15 protein-coding genes are annotated in these 16964 nt (G+C 64.4%); 9 read left to right on the top strand and 6 right to left on the bottom strand.

Translation table 11 applies throughout. The features are described 5' to 3' along the window. Window positions 1-84: 84 nt before the first annotated feature. A complete protein-coding gene (locus tag AC07ZS_RS18825; RefSeq protein ID WP_494800050.1) occupies window positions 85-1617 on the bottom strand; it encodes an aminotransferase-like domain-containing protein in 1533 nt (510 codons plus the stop codon). On the opposite strand from AC07ZS_RS18825, the gene AC07ZS_RS18820 reads away from it, so the two are divergent. The 9 genes from AC07ZS_RS18820 to AC07ZS_RS18780 all read left to right on the top strand — a co-directional run bounded on the left by AC07ZS_RS18820 (window position 1589) and on the right by AC07ZS_RS18780 (window position 12781). Beyond that, window positions 1589-3835 (top strand): arylsulfatase, encoded by a 2247-nt coding sequence (locus AC07ZS_RS18820; RefSeq protein ID WP_494800049.1) that lies wholly within the window; start codon window positions 1589-1591, stop codon window positions 3833-3835. The genes AC07ZS_RS18825 and AC07ZS_RS18820 overlap by 29 nt on opposite strands. Before the next feature lie 71 nt (window positions 3836-3906). Beyond that, window positions 3907-4893: a Bug family tripartite tricarboxylate transporter substrate binding protein gene (locus AC07ZS_RS18815; RefSeq protein WP_494800048.1), complete on the top strand. Its 987-nt coding sequence runs from the start codon at window positions 3907-3909 to the stop codon at window positions 4891-4893. After that, the gene (locus AC07ZS_RS18810) at window positions 4890-5654 is read left to right on the top strand and encodes an SDR family oxidoreductase (protein WP_494800047.1); all 765 of its coding nucleotides are present in this window, start codon (window positions 4890-4892) and stop codon (window positions 5652-5654) included. The genes AC07ZS_RS18815 and AC07ZS_RS18810 overlap by 4 nt, the downstream gene beginning before the upstream one ends. Window positions 5655-5691: 37 nt before the next feature. After that, entirely contained in the window at window positions 5692-7125 is a 1434-nt protein-coding gene (locus AC07ZS_RS18805) for an aldehyde dehydrogenase family protein (protein WP_494800089.1), read from the top strand. 4 nt (window positions 7126-7129) lie between these two features. After that, a complete protein-coding gene (locus tag AC07ZS_RS18800; RefSeq protein ID WP_494800046.1) occupies window positions 7130-7969 on the top strand; it encodes a shikimate dehydrogenase family protein in 840 nt (279 codons plus the stop codon). Continuing rightward, window positions 7966-9366 carry an FAD-binding oxidoreductase gene (locus AC07ZS_RS18795; protein ID WP_494800045.1) on the top strand — a complete coding sequence of 467 codons (1401 nt, stop codon included), beginning with the start codon at window positions 7966-7968 and terminating at the stop codon, window positions 9364-9366. The genes AC07ZS_RS18800 and AC07ZS_RS18795 overlap by 4 nt, the downstream gene beginning before the upstream one ends. A 2-nt stretch (window positions 9367-9368) precedes the next feature. Beyond that, entirely contained in the window at window positions 9369-10967 is a 1599-nt protein-coding gene (locus AC07ZS_RS18790; RefSeq protein WP_494800044.1) for a GMC family oxidoreductase, read from the top strand. Window positions 10968-11226: 259 nt separating this feature from the next. Next, window positions 11227-12138, top strand: coding sequence for a bifunctional GNAT family N-acetyltransferase/nucleoside diphosphate kinase regulator (locus AC07ZS_RS18785; protein ID WP_494800043.1), 912 nt, complete (start codon window positions 11227-11229; stop codon window positions 12136-12138). A gap of 190 nt (window positions 12139-12328) precedes the next feature. Beyond that, a complete protein-coding gene (locus tag AC07ZS_RS18780) occupies window positions 12329-12781 on the top strand; it encodes an NYN domain-containing protein (protein WP_494800088.1) in 453 nt (150 codons plus the stop codon). Between the two features lie 5 nt (window positions 12782-12786). On the opposite strand, the gene AC07ZS_RS18775 is transcribed toward AC07ZS_RS18780, so the two are convergent. The 5 genes from AC07ZS_RS18775 to AC07ZS_RS18755 form a co-directional block, all read right to left on the bottom strand. Then, complete coding sequence (locus tag AC07ZS_RS18775) at window positions 12787-13905, bottom strand: helix-turn-helix domain-containing protein (protein ID WP_494800087.1); 1119 nt, start codon at window positions 13903-13905, stop codon at window positions 12787-12789. Between the two features lie 89 nt (window positions 13906-13994). Then, entirely contained in the window at window positions 13995-14633 is a 639-nt protein-coding gene (locus AC07ZS_RS18770) for a nucleotidyltransferase family protein (RefSeq protein WP_494800042.1), read from the bottom strand. Beyond that, a complete protein-coding gene (locus AC07ZS_RS18765; protein WP_494800041.1) occupies window positions 14630-15706 on the bottom strand; it encodes an XdhC family protein in 1077 nt (358 codons plus the stop codon). Before AC07ZS_RS18765 ends, AC07ZS_RS18770 begins: the two co-directional genes overlap by 4 nt. Before the next feature lie 2 nt (window positions 15707-15708). Continuing rightward, the gene (locus tag AC07ZS_RS18760) at window positions 15709-16293 is read right to left on the bottom strand and encodes an SRPBCC family protein (RefSeq protein ID WP_494800040.1); all 585 of its coding nucleotides are present in this window, start codon (window positions 16291-16293) and stop codon (window positions 15709-15711) included. A 46-nt stretch (window positions 16294-16339) separates the two neighbouring features. Next, a partial coding sequence (locus tag AC07ZS_RS18755; RefSeq protein WP_494800039.1) for a vWA domain-containing protein occupies window positions 16340-16964 on the bottom strand: 625 nt, incomplete at its 5' end.

The raw sequence follows: 16964 nt of genomic DNA, 5'->3' as shown, positions 1-16964 counted from the left end.
CCTCGATGGTCAAGCACATCCAACACACGTGGGCACTGCAAGCCATATCGGGCATCGGCCCATTGATGGCGACAGCCTTCGTGTCTAGCCCCGAAGCTCACGCCAGAGAGGCGCGATGTTGAGCTTGTTGCTCATGAAGCCGACGTTGAAGCGAAACCAAGGCGACGAGGTGCTGCTTTCTGGCAAGAAGATGGATCCAGGCGCGAGCGTGATACCCGAGGCAAGCATGCGCTTGGCAAATGCGGTGGAGTCCCGAATGCCTGGGAGTTGCGCCCACAAGTACAACGTGTGCTCGGGCGCGCAGAAGATGGTCGCCTCATGTTCCTTCAGTGTGTCGGCCGCATGCCTCGCCGCGAGCTTCGTCCTGTTTTGAAGGTCGATCACGTGGCGTTGAAACCGCCCCTCGGTGATCACCGCGTCGACCGTTCGCTCGGCATATGGGGAGCTGTTGAGCGACAGTATCGTTTTGACGTCGACCAGGTTGCGCGCGAGCTCTGGAGCGCAGGCCAGAAATCCGACCCGCACCACACTGGACAGTGACTTTGAAAAACTGCCCACATAGATCGTGCCGACCAGTTGATCAAGGGCGGACAAGCGCAGGCACTGGGCGGGTTTGAAGTCTGCCAGGGCGTCGTCATCAACCACGATGACGCCCGCGGCGGATGCCATGCGCACGAGTTCCTGGGCGATGTGCGGCGCGATGTCGCTCCCCGTGGGGTTCTGGCAAGTCGATTGCGTCAGAAACAGCTTGGGTGACCGGGTTTTCAGCACCTTGCGCAGATAGTCGAGATCGGGGCCCATCGGAGTTCTGGGGATACCGACGATCCGTGCGCCTTGAAGCTTGAGCTTGTTGAACGTGGGGTAGAAGCCAGGGGAATCCACCAACACGTCATCACCCGGACGCACGAAGTGCCGGATAACGATGTCCACCGCTTGGTAGGCGCCTTGCGTCAAGATGATCTGATGCGCTTGAACGTTGATGCCGTAGGCCTGCAACTTGCGCGCCACGTTTTGCCGCAGCGGCAGGTAACCGTAGGGATCTCCATAGCGGAAAACGCTGCCCAGACCGGCGCGGCCGATCTTTTGCATGTAGCGGTCCAGCCGGCAACTGGCCAACCAGTCGGACGGCGGGAGTCCTTCTCCGACGGAAGGTCGTCCGCCGCCGGCGAGAAACGCTGACCGATCGATGCCGACGCCGGCCAGCGCGTGGTCCAGTGCAGGTGCCCAGCCCTCCGCAGAAATGGGCGCACTCGGGGTTCCGGTTACGTAGTAACCCGAACCTTGGCGCGGCTCGATCAAACCCTCTGCAACCAGTTGCTCGTAGGCCTCCACGACCGTGTTCTTGGCAACGCCCCGCAACTGGGCGTAGCCCCGCAGCGAGGGGAGTTTCGTCCCCGCCAACAAGTGACCTCCCGCGATCTGGAGCCGGATCTGATCGGCGGTCTGTTCGGTCAGTGATTTGCGCGACATGAAATGGGTGAGCTCTCGAAAACTGTTGCCGCCAACTGTACCGGGTAATGCTGGGTACAGCGGAATACAGTCCGGTTTCACCCCTTCTTTCGAGAACCTTGAGATATCGAGACCGCCCATGCGCAACAGTTTGAATGAGTCGTTCAAAGGAACGATCGGCAAGACCTACAAGGATTCCAAGCCCGAGTGGCCTCAAAAGCCGGCCGCCCCTTCTGGAGCGCCCAACGTCGTCTTCATCGTGCTGGACGACGTCGGCTTCTCCGACCTGGGTTGCTACGGCTCCGAGATCAAAACCCCTCGGATGGACGCGCTGGCCGGTGGTGGCGTGCGCTACAACAACTTCCATGTGACCGCGATGTGTTCGCCCACGCGCGCCTGTTTGATGACGGGGCGCAATGCGCACTCTGTGGGCGTCGGCATCATTTCGGAATGGGCGAACGGCTTTCCTGCTTACCAGGGGCGCATTACCCGGCAGGCCGCCACCTTGCCCGAGATCCTCGGTGATCACGCCTACGGCTGCTACGCCACGGGCAAGTGGCACCTGACCAACCTAGCCGACTATGGTGCCTCCGGCCCCCACGGTGATTGGCCTTTGGGGCGCGGCTTCTCGAGGTGGTACGGCTTTCACGGCGCCCTCATCGACCAGTGGAATCCTGAGCTGTACGAAGACAACCACCCCATCCACAAGGAGCCGGAAGAGGGCTATCACCTGTCGACGGATCTGGTGAATAACACGATCTCGCACATCCGCGATCACGTGACCTCCTCGAACGCGAAGCCCTTCTTCACGTACCTCGCGTTTGGCGCTTGCCACTGGCCGCACCAGGTCCCCGACGACTACATCCAGAAGTACCGTGGCCAGTACGACAAAGGCTGGGACGCCGTGCGAGACGCCCGCTTTGCGCGCCAGAAAGAACTTGGTGTGGTGCCTGAGACGGCTCAGATGGCGGGCCGCAACCCCGGTGTCGACGCGTGGGAGAACATGCCCGAGGACATGCGCAAGCTCGGCTGTCGCCTGCAAGAAACCTACGCGGCGTTCCTCGAGCACACCGATGCCGAGATCGGCAGGCTGGTCGACTATCTGGAGTCGATCGGGCAGCTCGACAACACGCTGATCGTTCTGGTGTCCGACAACGGCGCTAGTTCCGAAGGCGGTCCGACTGGCGCCATCAACATGCGCAAGCACATGACGCATGAGCAGGAAACCGTGGCGGACGCACTGCCAAAGCTCGACCTCATCGGCAGCGAGCACTCGTTTAGCCACTACCCCATGGGTTGGGCGCAGGTGTCCAACACGCCGCTCAAGTGGTACAAGAAAGACACCCATGGTGGCGGCGTGCGGGCGCCTTTCATCATGCATTGGCCCGTCGGCATCAAGGCCCGCGGCGAGATCCGGACCCAGTTCCACCACGTCGTGGACGTGGTCCCCACCGTGCTGGACTGCCTGGGTGTGGAAGCACCCTCCGTCTACAAGGGGGTGGAGCAGTTGTCCATCCATGGACAAAGCATGCGGTACAGCTTTGACAACGCCACCGCGCCCACGAACCGGACGACGCAGTACTTCGAATTGCTGGGGGACCGCGCCGTCTGGCACAAAGGCTGGAAAGCCGTCGTTCGGCACAAGAAGGGCGACGACTACGGCGTGGACGACCGTTGGGAGCTGTACAAGCTGGACGACGATTTCACCGAGATCAAGGACCTCTCGGCATCCGAGCCGGACAAGCTGAAGGAAATGCAGGATCTCTGGTGGAGGGAAGCAGACACCTATGGCGTGCTGCCGCTGGACGATCGTGAGGCGGAGCGTGCGCGCGACTTCCTTGCCACGACCACGCGAACCCGCTATGAGTTCCAGCCCAACATGGCGCGCATTGACCGCTTTATGGTGCCGGAAATCAGCGACCGCAGCTACAGCATCACCACCCAGCTCAAGGGCCTTCAAAGCAGCACCGAAGGTGTGGTTTTCTCGTGGGGCAGTCGCTTCGCGGGTTTTGCGTTGTATGCCAAGGGCGGTCAGCTGGTGTACGAGTACGTGTACACCGAGTCGGTCTCGTACCAGATGCAGGCGCCGATCCCGCAAGGCGATGCCACGGTCGTGATCCGCTTCGACCGCACCGGCACGAACGCGGGACGGGTGGCATTGGTCGTGAATGGAAACGAGGTCGCCGCACTGGAGCTGCCAAAAACCTGGTGGACCTACAGCACCACGGCCGGCTTGACGTGCGGCTTGGCTGGCGTTCCGCTCAGCGAGGCATACCGACCACCGTTCCACTTCCAGGCAACCATCGAGCGCATGGTGGTCGAGTTGGGCGAAGACGGTGGCGACCATGGCGTGGCGAAGCTCTGGACGGTCTTCAAGCAGCAATGAGTCGGCGAGAAATTTGTGCAGGTATGGCCGGCAAGACTTTGCCGGCAAATAAACGAGAGGCAAGACCCATCATGTTGATCCCCAAAGTACTGAGCAAGGCGCTTTCCGCGCTCGTGCTCTCTTCCGCAGCACTCGGCGCAGCGCACGCTGCCCCAGACACGTACCCGGACAAACCGATCCGGATCGTCGTGGGGTATCCGCCTGGTGGGACAACCGACTTGCTGGCGCGCGCGCTCGCCAAGGAACTGTCGATCAGCCTCAAGCAGCCTGTGATTGTGGAAAACAGACAAGGCGCGGGCGGCAACGTGGGTGCTGCGGCCGTGGCCAGGGCAGCGCCAGATGGGTACACGCTGGGCCTGGGGACGGCGGGCAATCTGGCGCTCAACTATGTCTCCTACAAGAACATGCCGTACGACTCCCTCAAGGACTTCACGCACTTGAGCTTGTTGGTCGCTGTGCCCAATGTGCTGGCGATCAACAACAATATTCCCGCCAAGAATCTGCCCGAGCTGATCAAGTACTTGAAAGCGAAGGAGGGCGGTGGCTTCTTTGGCTCGACCGGCACGGGCAATGGGCCTCATTTGACCGGTGAACTCTTCAAGGCCAAGATCGGCGCCAATCTGACACATGTGCCTTATCAGGGCGCTGCGCCCGCCATCACGGCACTGCTCGGCGGCGAAGTCGATTTGAGCTTCGACAACCTCACCTCCATGCTGCCCTTTGTGCAGTCCGGCAAGCTCAGAGCGATTGCCGTCAGCAGCACCAAGCGCGCGCCTGCATTGCCGGATGTGCCGACCCTGCAGGAGCAAGGCATGAAGGACTTCGACGTCAGCGCGTGGTTTGCATTGATGGGCCCGGCGAAGATGGACAAGGCGGTGGTGGAAAAACTCGAAACCGCCGTGATGGCCTTGAAGTCGAACGAGGCGTTCCTCGCTTCGCTGAAGTCCATGGCGGCAACGCCGGAGCTGACGGATGGCAATGGCCTGAAGAAACTCATCGAGCTGGAGCGTCTGCGTTGGCCGGCGCTGGTGAAAGACGCGGGGATCAAACTCGAATGACGCAGCACAGAAACCGCGTCGTCCTGGTGACCGGCGCGGCCGGCGGTATCGGCCGGGCTGTTGTGGAACGCTATGCCGCCGATGGCGCCATGGTCGGCCTGGTGGACTCGGACGCGCTGGCCGGCGAAGCCCTTGCAGCGCAATTGACCACGGCAGGCCATCGCGTGCACTTCGCACGGGCCGATGTGGGTCGCTACAAAGAATGTGCCGATGCGTGCACCGCCATCGAAGCGGCGCTGGGTGCCATCGACACGCTGGTGAACAACGCTGGCATTTCTCCAAAGCACGCCGGCAAGCCGGTGCCGATCTGGCAAATGGCGCCCGACGAATGGCGACGCGTCGTGGACGTGAACCTCCATAGCGCGTTCCATTTCGTGCGGCGACTCACGCCTGGCATGGTCGATCGCCAGTTCGGCCGCATCGTGTCAATGTCATCGGTTGCGGGAAAAGCCTACCTGGACATCGTGGCAGCGCACTACAGCACGACGAAGGCCGCGCTCATTGGCATGACCCGCCATCTGGCCGGGGAACTCGGTCCGCATGGCATCACGGTCAATGCGCTGGCGCCGGGGCGGATCGACACGCCGCTGGTGGCCGGGGCACCGCGCGCGGCCAACGACGCGGTGATCGAGACCACGCCGCTGCGTCGCTTGGGCAAACCGACGGAGGTGGCCGACGCTTGCCTGTTCCTGACCTCCAGCAAGGCCGATTTCCTGACCGGGCAAGTGATTGACGTCGCTGGCGGCTGGTTGATGACCTGACGCTCCACGCATTGTGAATACATCGATGAACACTGAATTGAAGAAGAACTTTATCGCTGGCGAATGGATGGCCGGCGACGAGGTCAATCGCAACCTCAACCCGTCCGATACCGACGATGTCGTCGGCGAGTACACGCGGGCAAGTGAACAACAAGCGCTCCAAGCCATCGACGCAGCCTTCGACGCACGCACGGCGTGGGCGCTTCGCACCGCCGAGGAGCGGTCCGATGCCATGGACCGCATCGGCACTGAAATTCTGGGGCGCCGCGAAGAGCTCGGCCGCTTGTTGTCGCGCGAGGAGGGGAAGACCTTACCTGAGGGCATCGGTGAAGTCACGAGGGCAGGGCGTGTGTTCAAGTTCTTTGCCGGCGAAGCACTGCGCCTGGGTGGCGAGAAGTTGCCCTCAATCCGTGCCGGGGTGGACGTCGACGTCGTGCGCGAGGCCGAGGGCGTCATCGGCATCATCACGCCCTGGAATTTTCCGATCGCCATTCCAGCTTGGAAGATTGCGCCCGCGCTGGCATACGGCAATACGGTTGTCTTCAAGCCTGCGGACCTGGTGCCGGGCAGCGCCTGGGCGTTGTCTGAAATCATCGTGCGCGCAGGCGCCTTGCCCGCAGGCGTCTTCAACCTGGTCATGGGCGCCGGCTCCAAGGTGGGCAACGCGATGGTGATGTCGCCCAAAGTCCGTGCCATGACCTTCACGGGATCGACCGGCACGGGTCGCCAGATCGGCATGAAGTGCATGGAGCGTGGCGCCAAGGTTCAGCTGGAGATGGGTGGGAAGAACCCCCTCGTGATCCTGGACGATGCCGACCTTGAACAAGCCGTATCCGTTGCGATCAATGGCTCCTTCTTTTCCACCGGTCAGCGTTGCACCGGCTCCAGTCGCCTGATTGTTCAGGAGGGCATTCACGACCGCTTCGTCACGGCGATGGTCGCGCGCATGGCCGCGCTCAAAACGGACCACGCCCTCAAGGACGGGACCGATATCGGTCCCGTGGCATCGCAGGACCAGCTCGATCAGGACATGTCCTACATCGCCAGCGCACAGGAGGAGGGCGGTCGCCTCGTTGCAGGCGGCGAACTGCTCAAGCGCGAGCGCCCGGGTTTTTATCTGTCACCAGCGCTCATCACGGAAACCCACAACCGCATGCGCGTCAACAGGGACGAAGTGTTCGGACCCGTGGCCAGCGTGATCCGCGTCAAGAACTACGACGAGGCGCTGGCCGTGGCGAACGACACGGCGTTCGGCCTGTCTTCCGGCATCTGCACGACGTCGCTCAGGCACGCGACCGACTTCAAGCGCCGCTCAACCGCAGGCATGGTCATGGTGAACGTGCCAACGGCAGGGGTGGACTACCACGCGCCGTTTGGAGGGCGCAAAGGATCCAGCTATGGGTCCCGCGAGCAGGGCACCTATGCCCGCGAGTTCTACACGGCAGTCAAGACGACCTACACACAAGCGTGAAGCCATGACCGACATCACTGGACATACGAGGATCTTTGGCATCCTGGCCGACCCGATCCATCACGTGAAGACACCACAAGGTATCAACCGTCTGCTGAGCGCGCAGCAGTTCGATGGCGCCATGGTGCCCGTTCATGTTCACGCTCAAGGTCTCGCTGCCATGGCACAAGGCCTGCGCCAGATGAACAACCTGGGTGGCTTTGTGGTGACGGTACCGCACAAGACGGCCATGCTGGCCTTGTGCGACGAACTCACGCCAGCCGCCGCGCGCATCGGCGCCGTCAATGTGGTGCGGCGCACGCCCGAGGGGCGGTTCATCGGCGGCATGCTGGATGGCGATGGCTTTGTCGCGGGCCTTCGGCGCGCGGGCATTGAGCCGACGGGCCTGAGCGTCTATCTGGCGGGTGCTGGTGGTGCGGCCTGTGCCATTGCCTTTGCATTGGCGCAAGCGGGTGTCGCGCGGCTCACCATCGCCAACCGGACATCGGCCAAGGCGGCTGAACTCATCGTTCGTTTGACGAGCGAATTTCCGTCGGTGCACATGGCCGTGGGATCGGACGATCCTTCGGGCCACCATCTTGTGGTGAACGGCACCTCGCTGGGTTTGAGGGACGGGGATGCCTTGCCCTTGAACGCCGAGCGCTTGTCACCCGAACAAATCGTTGCCGAGATCATCATGCAACCCGCCGAAACCCCCTTGCTGCGCGCAGCTCAACAAAAGGGATGCCGAATCCATTTAGGTGCACCGATGCTGGCGTGTCAGATCGAGTTGATGGCCGCTTTCATGGGCGTGCCCGCCGCAGACCATCACCCCCAAGAGGTGCTGGAAGAGGTGATTGCATGAACCAAGCTTCGTTCCTGGAATCGCTTCGCGCCATCGTCGGCGAGCGTGGGGTGATCACCGATGCAGACGGTCTTGCCGTCTACAACGAAGACTGGCGCCATCTGTTTCACGGCAACGGGCGGTGCGCCGTGCTGCCGCGGTCAACCGAGGAAGTGTCCGCCGTTGTTCGCCTCTGTGCCAGCGAGGGTGCGGCACTGGTGCCGTACGGCGGCAATACCGGACTCTCGGGCGGGGCAACACCGGACAACAGCGGCCAACAGGTGGTGCTCTCATTGTCTCGCATGAGCGCCATCCGCGACGTCGATGCCGTGGGAGAGACCATGGAAGTCGAGGCCGGTTGCATCCTGCAAACGGCGCAAGAGGCTGCGATGGAAGCGGGCCTGATGCTGCCCATCAGCCTGGCCGCTGAGGGGTCGGCCCGCATCGGCGGGATCCTGTCGACCAACGCCGGTGGCACCAACGTGTTGCGCTACGGCATGTCACGCAGCCGGGTGTTGGGCCTGGAGGTGGTCACGGCCGAGGGTGTGATCGTTAGCGGCCTGCGGCGCTTACGCAAGGACAACGCCGGCTACGACTGGAAGCAGTGGTTCATCGGCGCGGAGGGCACGCTGGGCATTGTGACGGCCGCCGTGCTGCAACTGGCGCCGCAGTCGCGCCACCGCGTGACCGCTTTGCTGGCTGTACCGACCCCCGAGAGCGCTCTGATGGTGCTGCGGGCTGCGCGCCAGCGCATCGGGGAAACCTTGAACGCGTTCGAGTTGATGTCGGGCGAGGCGCTGGAGCTGGTGGCGCGTCACCAGGGGCTCAAGACACCGCTGGCGCCATCTGCCTGGTTTGTGCTGATCGAGGCCAGCTCCTGCCTGCCGGGCTTGAGAGACGTTGTCGAAGCGCTGTTCGCCGACGTGCTTGAAAGAGAAGAAGCCACGGATGGCGTCATTGCCGAATCGGAGCGGCAGGAGGGCGAACTCTGGGCCCTGCGCGAATCGATCACAGAGGCCGAAGCGCGCGAAGGCCGCTCGGTCAAACACGATGTGTCGGTGCCAATTTCGGCCATCCCGGCATTTCTGAAGGACGCCGATGCGGCGGTAAAGGCAGCGTTCCCGGACACACGCATCAACGCTTTCGGCCATGCCGGTGATGGCAACATTCACTACAACATCGTGGTGCCCCCGTCCACCGACGGACATGCCTTGAATGTGTTGGTTCACGACATCGTGATGAGGCATGGCGGCAGCATCTCGGCCGAGCATGGCATCGGGCAGTACCGCGTCAACGAACTCGTGCGTTGTCGCTCCCAAGCCGAACGGGATCTGGCCATGCGCGTCAAGCGCGCACTGGATCCGAACGGAATCATGAACCCGGGAAAGGTCCTGGCGTCTTCACGCACAGCAGAGTAAAAATGGATTCTTACGATTACATCATCGTCGGCGGTGGCACGGCCGGCTGCGTTCTTGCCAACCGCCTGACGGCCTCGGGACGGCACCGGGTTCTCATGCTGGAAGCCGGCGGTGAACCCAAGAGCATGTGGATCAACATCCCGGCGGGGTTCAGCAAACTGCTGACCAACAGACAGTACAACTGGCGCTTTCAGACCGAGGCGGAAGACAACACCAACGGTCGCGTGATCTCGGTGCCCCGCGGCAAGGGACTGGGCGGGTCGACCTTGATCAACGGCATGATCTACGTGAGAGGTCAGCCTGGCGACTACGACGCATGGCGTGATACTGGCGCAAGAGGATGGAGCTTCGAGGACGTGGAGCCTTATTTTCGCAAGCTGGAGCGCTGCAAAGAAGGCGGCCCCACCCGTGGGCATGCGGGGCCGATGCGGCTGGAGAAGGTTCGCGAGCGCTTTCCCATTTCGGACGCCTTCATCCAGGCCGCAAACGAAGACGGACTGCCGTTCAACGATGACTACAACGCGGAGCGCCAGGACGGTGTGGGCTACTACGAGGTCACCCAAAGTGGAGGCCGCCGTTGGAGCGCCTACAAGGGATACTTGGAACCTGCACTGCAGCGCAAGAACCTCAAGGTGGTGACGGACGCGCAGGTCCTGAGGGTCGATCTGGCAGGCAAGCGCTGCACCGGAGTGACCTACCGCAAGGGCGGTCAGGACGTCACCGTCAAGGCCGGCATTGAGGTGATCCTGGCTGCGGGCGCGATCCAGTCGCCTCAAATCCTGGAGCTGTCGGGCATCGGCCAGCCTGAACTTCTCAAGCGCCTGGGCATCCCAGTTGAACATGCGCTGGAAGGTGTTGGCGAGAACTACATCGACCACTTCGCCACGCGGATGAACTGGCGTGTGAAGGGCACGGTGACGCTGAACGAAATGTCGCGCAACTGGCGCCTGGGACTCGCGGTGTCGCAGTACTTCGCCAAGCGCACCGGCATCCTGACCTTGGGGACCGGGCTGGTCAATGCCTTCGTCAGGACGCGGCCTGAGATGGCGACACCCGATGCGCAATTCTTCTTCGTGCATGCGAGCTACAAAAACGCGGCGGAGCGCGTGCTGGACAGGCAACCGGGGATGACGATTGGCGTGACCCAACTGCGTCCGCAGTCGATAGGGTCCATCCACATCAAGTCCCGGGATGTGTCGGCTGGCCCGTCGATTCGTCCGAACTTTCTCTCCAGCACGGTGGACCAGGAGTGCATGGTTCGCAGCATGGAGATTGCCCGAAGGATCGTCACTCGTCCTGCAATGAAGAAATATGTGGTCGAGGAGATGAGCCCGGGGGAGAACGTGAAGTCGGATGCCGATTGGCTGGCTTTTGCCCGCGCAAACGGGCAAACGATTTATCACCCGATCGGTACGTGCCGAATGGGCGACGACGATCTGGCTGTCGTAGACCCGCGTCTGAAAGTGCGCGGACTGCAAGGGTTGCGTGTCGTTGACGCATCTGTGATGCCAAAGATGGTCTCGGGGAACATTCAGGCGGCGGTGATGATGGTGGCCGAGAGGGGTGCAGATCTTGTGCTGGAGGATGCCGTTGGGCAGTGAGTGATTTGTGGTGCAGTTATTGCCACAACCTCTGGAAGTCGTAGAGGCCGTTGAAGTCCCCTCGATTTCCTGAGCCGGTCAGAAGTAGAGGTTGGGGAACAGTTTGACACGGGGGAATTCTCCACTTCCAACTGGTTCAGGTTTTCGAGGGGACTTTAGCAACAAGCAACCGCCCTACTACAATTGGGCGATCCCTTGAAAGAACCGTCATGGCTGAGGCCATGAAGGGCTTTCATCCTTGCAACCAAATGTGGTGAAGATGAACAAGCCTTTCATTTCCCTGTGCCCTGAGATCACTCGGGCCAACGCGCTGACTCTGATGGACTGGTTGGAGGACGAGTGCGTCACCCGCCACCTGAGTGATTCGCGACATGTCTCCCGGTTCATCGAGCAGGTCATTGGCCGGGTCCAGTTGCCGATCCTGACCCATCTGTTCAACCAGGGCGGCAGGTTCTTCATGGCCTACGACCGGCATGACGTTCCGGTGGGGTTCGTCCGCCTTGTCAAGACCGGACGGGACTGTGAGATGGTCCTGGTCATCGGCAACCGCGACAACTGGGGCCGCAAGCTCGGCGCCAGCGCGATCAGCGAAGCCATGAAGCTGGCCTTCTTCGACATGCGGGCGGAGAAGCTCATTGCCAAGATTCACGCCGACAACGAGCGTTCGTTGAAGGCCTTCCAGAACTGCGGCTTCCTGCTCGAAAGCCAGACGCCTTCCCTGAAGTCCTTTTCCATGACTTCGGAGAGCTATCTCCGGCGCTTGCGCGAAAACCCTGCAGGTCACCGCGCCGATATCTACATCACCGAGATCGACAAAGCCCGGCTCAGGAGTCTGGTCGAGTGCGAGCCGCCACCGGCTGTTTTTGAACTGGAGCACGAGATCGAGCGGGCCATCGTGGTCGATCCGCGGCGGGTGGCGCGGGATGTTGTCACGATGAACTCCAGGGCCTTGCTGCAGTTGGACGATGAGGAAGTGGAAGTGGCCCTGGTCTATCCGCAGGACGCGGACGGCAGTGACGGAAAGCTGTCGGTGTGTTCCAGCATCGGCACGGCCATCCTGGGCTACAAGGAGGGCGATACCTTCGACTGGCGGATTCCGGACCGCACCTGCCATATCCGGATCGGGAAAGTGCTTTACCAGCCGGAAGCGGCGGGCGATTTCCACTTGTAGGCTCGCGCGGCGCCGTCCGCTGCGAATATTTGTCAGCATTCTGGTCCCATGTTTTGGCGGCCCGAATGGGAGGCCCGAAAGGTCCTGCCGGTTTCCACTGCGATGCCCGGTTCTCAGCCCGTTCGGGCCGCCGCCACTCTGTGTTGGGTGGCGGCGGCTGTTCCCCAACGAACAGGGAAGGCAGGTGCCCATGCCCAAGCTGCAGCACAAGCAACAGAAGCTCGCCGTGTTGATCGACGCGGAAAAGGTCTCTCACACGCTGATCCGTTCCATCCTGCTGCGCGCCGCCTGCTACGGCGCGCTCATCGTCAAGCGCGCGTATGCCGACTGGACGCGGCCCCACATGAGCCGCTTCAGGAACGTGCTGCTCTACAACGCGATCGAGGCGGTGCAGCTTTTCCCATATGCCAAGGGCAAGAACGCGGCCGACATCATGCTCAGCGTGGAAGCGATGTCGCTGGTGAACACGGGGCAATTCGACGCGGTGTGTCTCGTGTCGTCGGACAGCGATCTCACACCATTGGCGTTCGGCATGCGGCGCGAGGGGGTGCGGGTGTATGGCTTCGGCGCGCGGCAGACGCCACGGGCTTTCGTGGCCGCCTGCAGCAGCTTCATCTACACGGAGTCGATCGCGGTGGAGTAGGGGCCTCAGCCCTTGCGGCCGAGCTTGCGGTACACGGTGGCGCGGCTGATGCCCAGCGCTCGGGCCGCTTCCTTCACGTTGCCACGCGCATCGTCCACGGCCTTGCGGATCATGGCGGTTTCCACGTCCTTGAGCGGCAGGCCGTGGTTGGCGCCGTGCAGCGGGCCGCGTTCGCCGCCTTGGCTGAGCTGGGCGAGCACGCTCAGGCGCAGGCCCGACCACAGCGGCACTTCCAGCGGACCGCGCTGGTGGCGGGCGGCGTCGAACAGGGTTTCCACCGGCACGGCGAAGAGTTCGCTGCAGTGCCCGGGGGCCATGCCGGCGGCGATGCCCAGCATGTCGGCGGCCGGGCGGTTGAGCGCGGTGATCTGGCCGTCCGCGTCCACGCCCACCAGGCCGTCACTGGCGTCGCCCGGCATGCGGCCGGGCCAGCTCAGGCACAGCAGCAGGCGGTGCGGCCGGCTCAGGGTGAGGGCGTTTTCGATGCTGCGCGCCGATTGCGTGACCAGGTGCTTGAGCGCGGGCTGTTCGATCACGTTCACGCCGGTGAGGTCGAGCATGCCCACGCATTGGCCGTCGGGCCCCCAGATCGGCGCGCCGGCGCAGCTGTAGACGCTGGTGTCGTCGAAGAAGTGTTCGCCCCGGTGCAGCCACACGGGCTGCAGGTCGGCCAGGGTGGTGCCGATGGCGGTGGTGCCCACGGCGCGCTCGGACAGGTCCACGCCGATGCGCGCGATGCTGGCGGCCTGCGGATCGTGCCGGTCCACCGGGCCGTTGACGTCGATCACCAGGCCGCGCGCGTCGGTGAGGATGGCGAAGTAGCGGGTGTGCGCCATGGCGCGCGAGAGCGACTGGATCACCGGGGCGGCGGCGCGCAGCAGCGGCTGGTTGGCCTCGATGGCGCGCTGGGCCGCACCGCTGGTGACGGCGTCGAAGGTGATGTGCTGGCGGGGTTCGAGCCCGATGTCCAGGCAGCGCCGCCAGGAGCGTTCGACCCAGGGCGCCAGCAGGGGCGGGCTGAGCGGTGCGCGCGATTCGAGCACCGCCTTGCGCGCCTGCTCGATCAGGGCCAGGCGCTGCTGCTGAGGGATCGACGGCTGAGGCTGTGGGGTCACGATCGGCAGGGGGTTGGCTGGGCCGGGGCCGGGCTGCGGACAGGTCTTCGCCATTAAAGCAGCGTTTGGCCGCCCGTGCATCCCTGCCCGGGACGGGGTTAACCCGGCCAGCGCCAGCTCCAGCGGTTCTCGCGCACCAGGGCTTCCAGGTCGGCCGGCGTGTCCAGGTCGCTCGTGTAGTGCGGGTTGTCCACCGCCCACAGGCGCACCGCCTCGGGGTGGGCCGCGCGCCACTGGCGCAGGCTGGGCTGCAGGGGCTCGATCAGGGCGCTGCGCACGCGCGCGTCGAAGATCACCGGGTGGCCCGGCTGGCCGTGCACCATGGGCACCTGCACGCGGATGCCCGGGCCGCGCGCGGTGAAGGCGTCCAGCGCGGTCTGCACGTCGGTGCGGTCGATCAGGGGCTGGTCGGCCAGCAGCACCACGACCTGCTTCACGTCGTGCGCCAGCGCCCGCAGCCCGGTGCGCAGCGACGAGGCCGTGTCTTCCTCCGGCCGGGGGTTGATCACGCACAGCGGTGCCAGCTCGTCGGGCAGCCGGGCCACGTGGGCCTGCACGTCTTTGGCGTGGTGGCCGAGCACCAGCACCAGGTCGTGCCGCGCCGGGCCGCGCAGCGGCTGCAGCTGGGTGAGCAGGCGCTCCAGCAGGGTGCGGCCTTCCAGCTCCAGCAGGCACTTGGCCACGCCGCCCATGCGCCGGCCCGCGCCAGCGGCGAGGATGACGAAGCCGGTCTTCACGGTGAGACGAAGCAGGTGGGGGCGGAGGCTTCGGCGGCCGAGAGCGTGTTCTTGGCGTTCGCGACTTCCATGTCGCGCGGCAGCGGCACACCGTTCTTCACCGCCAGCACTTCGGCCATCACGCTCACCGCGATTTCGGCCGGCGTCTTGCTGCCGATGTAGATGCCGATCGGGCCGCGCAGCCGTGCCAGGCTTTCTTCGGTCTGGTCGAAGTGCTCGATCATGCGAGCGTGGCGCGCCTCGTTGTTGCGGCGCGAGCCGATCGCGCCAACGTAGAAGGCATCGGTTTCCAGCGCTTCGAGCAGCGCCAGGTCGTCCAGCTTGGGGTCGTGCGTGAGGGCGATCACGCAGCTGCGCCGGTCCACGCGGAACTCGCGCACCACGTCGTCGGGCATCTCGGTGACGATGGTCACACCGGGCACGGCCCAGGCGCTGCGGTATTCCTCGCGCGGGTCGCACACGGTGACCGCGAAACCGTTGAACAGCGCCATGGTGGCGAGGTACTCGGTGAGCTGGCCGGCGCCGATCAGCAGCATGCGGTACTCGGGGCCGAAGGTGTTGCTCAGCCACTGGCCGTCGTCGGCCAGGGCGGCCGGCGTGGCGGCCGCGCGCAGTTCCACGCGGCCGGTGGCCAGCTCGGTGCGGCGCTCGACCAGGTGGCCGGCGGTGAGCGTGCCCACCAGCTCAGCCAGGGAACCGGCGTCGGGGTTGAATTCGAGCACCAGCTCCAGCGTGCCGCCGCAGGGCAGGCCGAAGCGGTGGGCCTCGTCGGCGCTCACGCCGTACTTCACGCGCTCGGGCGGCCCGGTGGGGATCTCGTGCGTGATGCCGGGCGGTGCCGTGCTGCCCTGCACCGCGCCATGGGCACGGCTGTAGCGGTAGATCAGGTCGTCCTCGATGCAGCCGCCCGAGACCGAGCCGACCACGGCGCCGGTTTCGCACAGCGCCATGACCGAGCCCACCGGGCGCGGCGACGAACCCCAGGTGCGCACGACGGTGGCCAGCAGGGCGCGCCGGCCTTCGGCGCGCCAGGCCTGCAGCGAGCGCAGGACGGTGACATCCAGATTTTCCAAAGTTATCCCTTCGTGGCCAGGTAGATCACCGCCGCCACGACGACGGCGATGGCGGCCCAGGCCCAGGTCGGCATGCCGCCGCCGGCCTTGGGCATGGGTTGGAGCGCGGTGCCCGTCGATGCGGGGGCGGCAGCGGCGCTCGGGTAGCGGGCCTGCAAGGCCTCATCGAAGCGGCGGAAGAAGTCTTCCGCCAGCGACTTGGCCGCGCCGTCGATCAGGCGCTGGCCGAGCTGTGCGATTTTGCCACCCACGGTGGAGTGCACGGTGTAGCTGAGTTCGCAGCCGGTGGCGGCGGGCGCGAGCTGCACGGCGGCCTCGCCCTTGCCGAAACCGGCCACGCCGCCCTGGGCGTCGAAGCCGATCTTGTAGGAGGTGGGTGGGACGATGTCCGAGAGCGTCACGCGCCCGCTGAAGCGCGCGGCCACCGGGCCGATCTTGATGGCGGTGGTGACGGCGTAGATGTTGGGTTCGGTGAGCTCGAATTTTTCGCAGCCCGGGATGCAGGCCTTGAGCATCTCGGGGTCGTTGAGGGCCTCCCAGGCCTGTTGCTGGGTCACGGCGAGCGGCCGGCTTCCTTGCATGTCCACGTTGGTTTCTCCTGTCTGGTCGGGATGATGAATGAAACAGATGACATCAGCCGCGCTGCATCAGCGCGGCCATGGACCGCGCGAGGTCTTCGAGGCGGCTGAGGTTGTGCACGGCCAGCATGCCGTGGGCGTGGCGGTGCAGCACGCTGGCGCCGGTGGCCAGGGGGGCGTAGCCGTCGTAGCGCAGCAGGGGGTTGAGCCAGAGCAGTCGGCGGCTGTGGCGGCCCAGCCAGGTGAGTTCCTGGTCGAGCAGCTCGGGCGCGCCGGTGTCCAGGCCATCGGTGATGAGCAGCACCACGGTGCGCCGGCCCACGAGGCAGCGGGGGTATTGGGTGCGCAGGGTGGCGAGGGAGGTGCCCAGGCGGGTGCCGCCGGCGAAGTCGTCGATGGCGGCGTTGGCCATCTCCAGCATCTGGTCGGTGTCGCGGTGGCGGAAGGCGGCGCGCAGGTCGGTGAGTTCGGTGCCGAAGGCGAAGGCGGCGCGCGGGGTGCCGCGGGTGGCCTGGTGCAGGAAGGCGAGCAGCAGGCGCGCGTAGCGTTCCATGGAGCCGGAGATGTCGACCAGGATGAGCAGCGGCAGGGGTTGGGGCCGGCGGTTCATGAGGGGGAGTTGCAGCAGTTCGCCGTCGTGCCGGCGGGCCTGTTGCAGGGCGCGCGGCCAGTTGGGGCGG

Source organism: Hydrogenophaga sp. GW456-12-10-14-TSB4 (assembly GCF_059424305.1).
This window is presented reverse-complemented; position numbering and strand designations above follow the sequence as displayed.

Excerpts from the sequence above, each read along its gene's own strand:
- AC07ZS_RS18820 (WP_494800049.1), top strand. The coding sequence starts at position 1,589 with ATGCGCAACAGTTTGAATGAGTCGTTCAAAGGAACGATCGGCAAGACC.
- AC07ZS_RS18815 (WP_494800048.1), top strand. The coding sequence starts at position 3,907 with ATGTTGATCCCCAAAGTACTGAGCAAGGCGCTTTCCGCGCTCGTGCTC.
- AC07ZS_RS18810 (WP_494800047.1), top strand. The coding sequence starts at position 4,890 with ATGACGCAGCACAGAAACCGCGTCGTCCTGGTGACCGGCGCGGCCGGC.
- AC07ZS_RS18800 (WP_494800046.1), top strand. The coding sequence starts at position 7,130 with ATGACCGACATCACTGGACATACGAGGATCTTTGGCATCCTGGCCGAC.
- AC07ZS_RS18795 (WP_494800045.1), top strand. The coding sequence starts at position 7,966 with ATGAACCAAGCTTCGTTCCTGGAATCGCTTCGCGCCATCGTCGGCGAG.
- AC07ZS_RS18790 (WP_494800044.1), top strand. The coding sequence starts at position 9,369 with ATGGATTCTTACGATTACATCATCGTCGGCGGTGGCACGGCCGGCTGC.
- AC07ZS_RS18785 (WP_494800043.1), top strand. The coding sequence starts at position 11,227 with ATGAACAAGCCTTTCATTTCCCTGTGCCCTGAGATCACTCGGGCCAAC.
- AC07ZS_RS18780 (WP_494800088.1), top strand. The coding sequence starts at position 12,329 with ATGCCCAAGCTGCAGCACAAGCAACAGAAGCTCGCCGTGTTGATCGAC.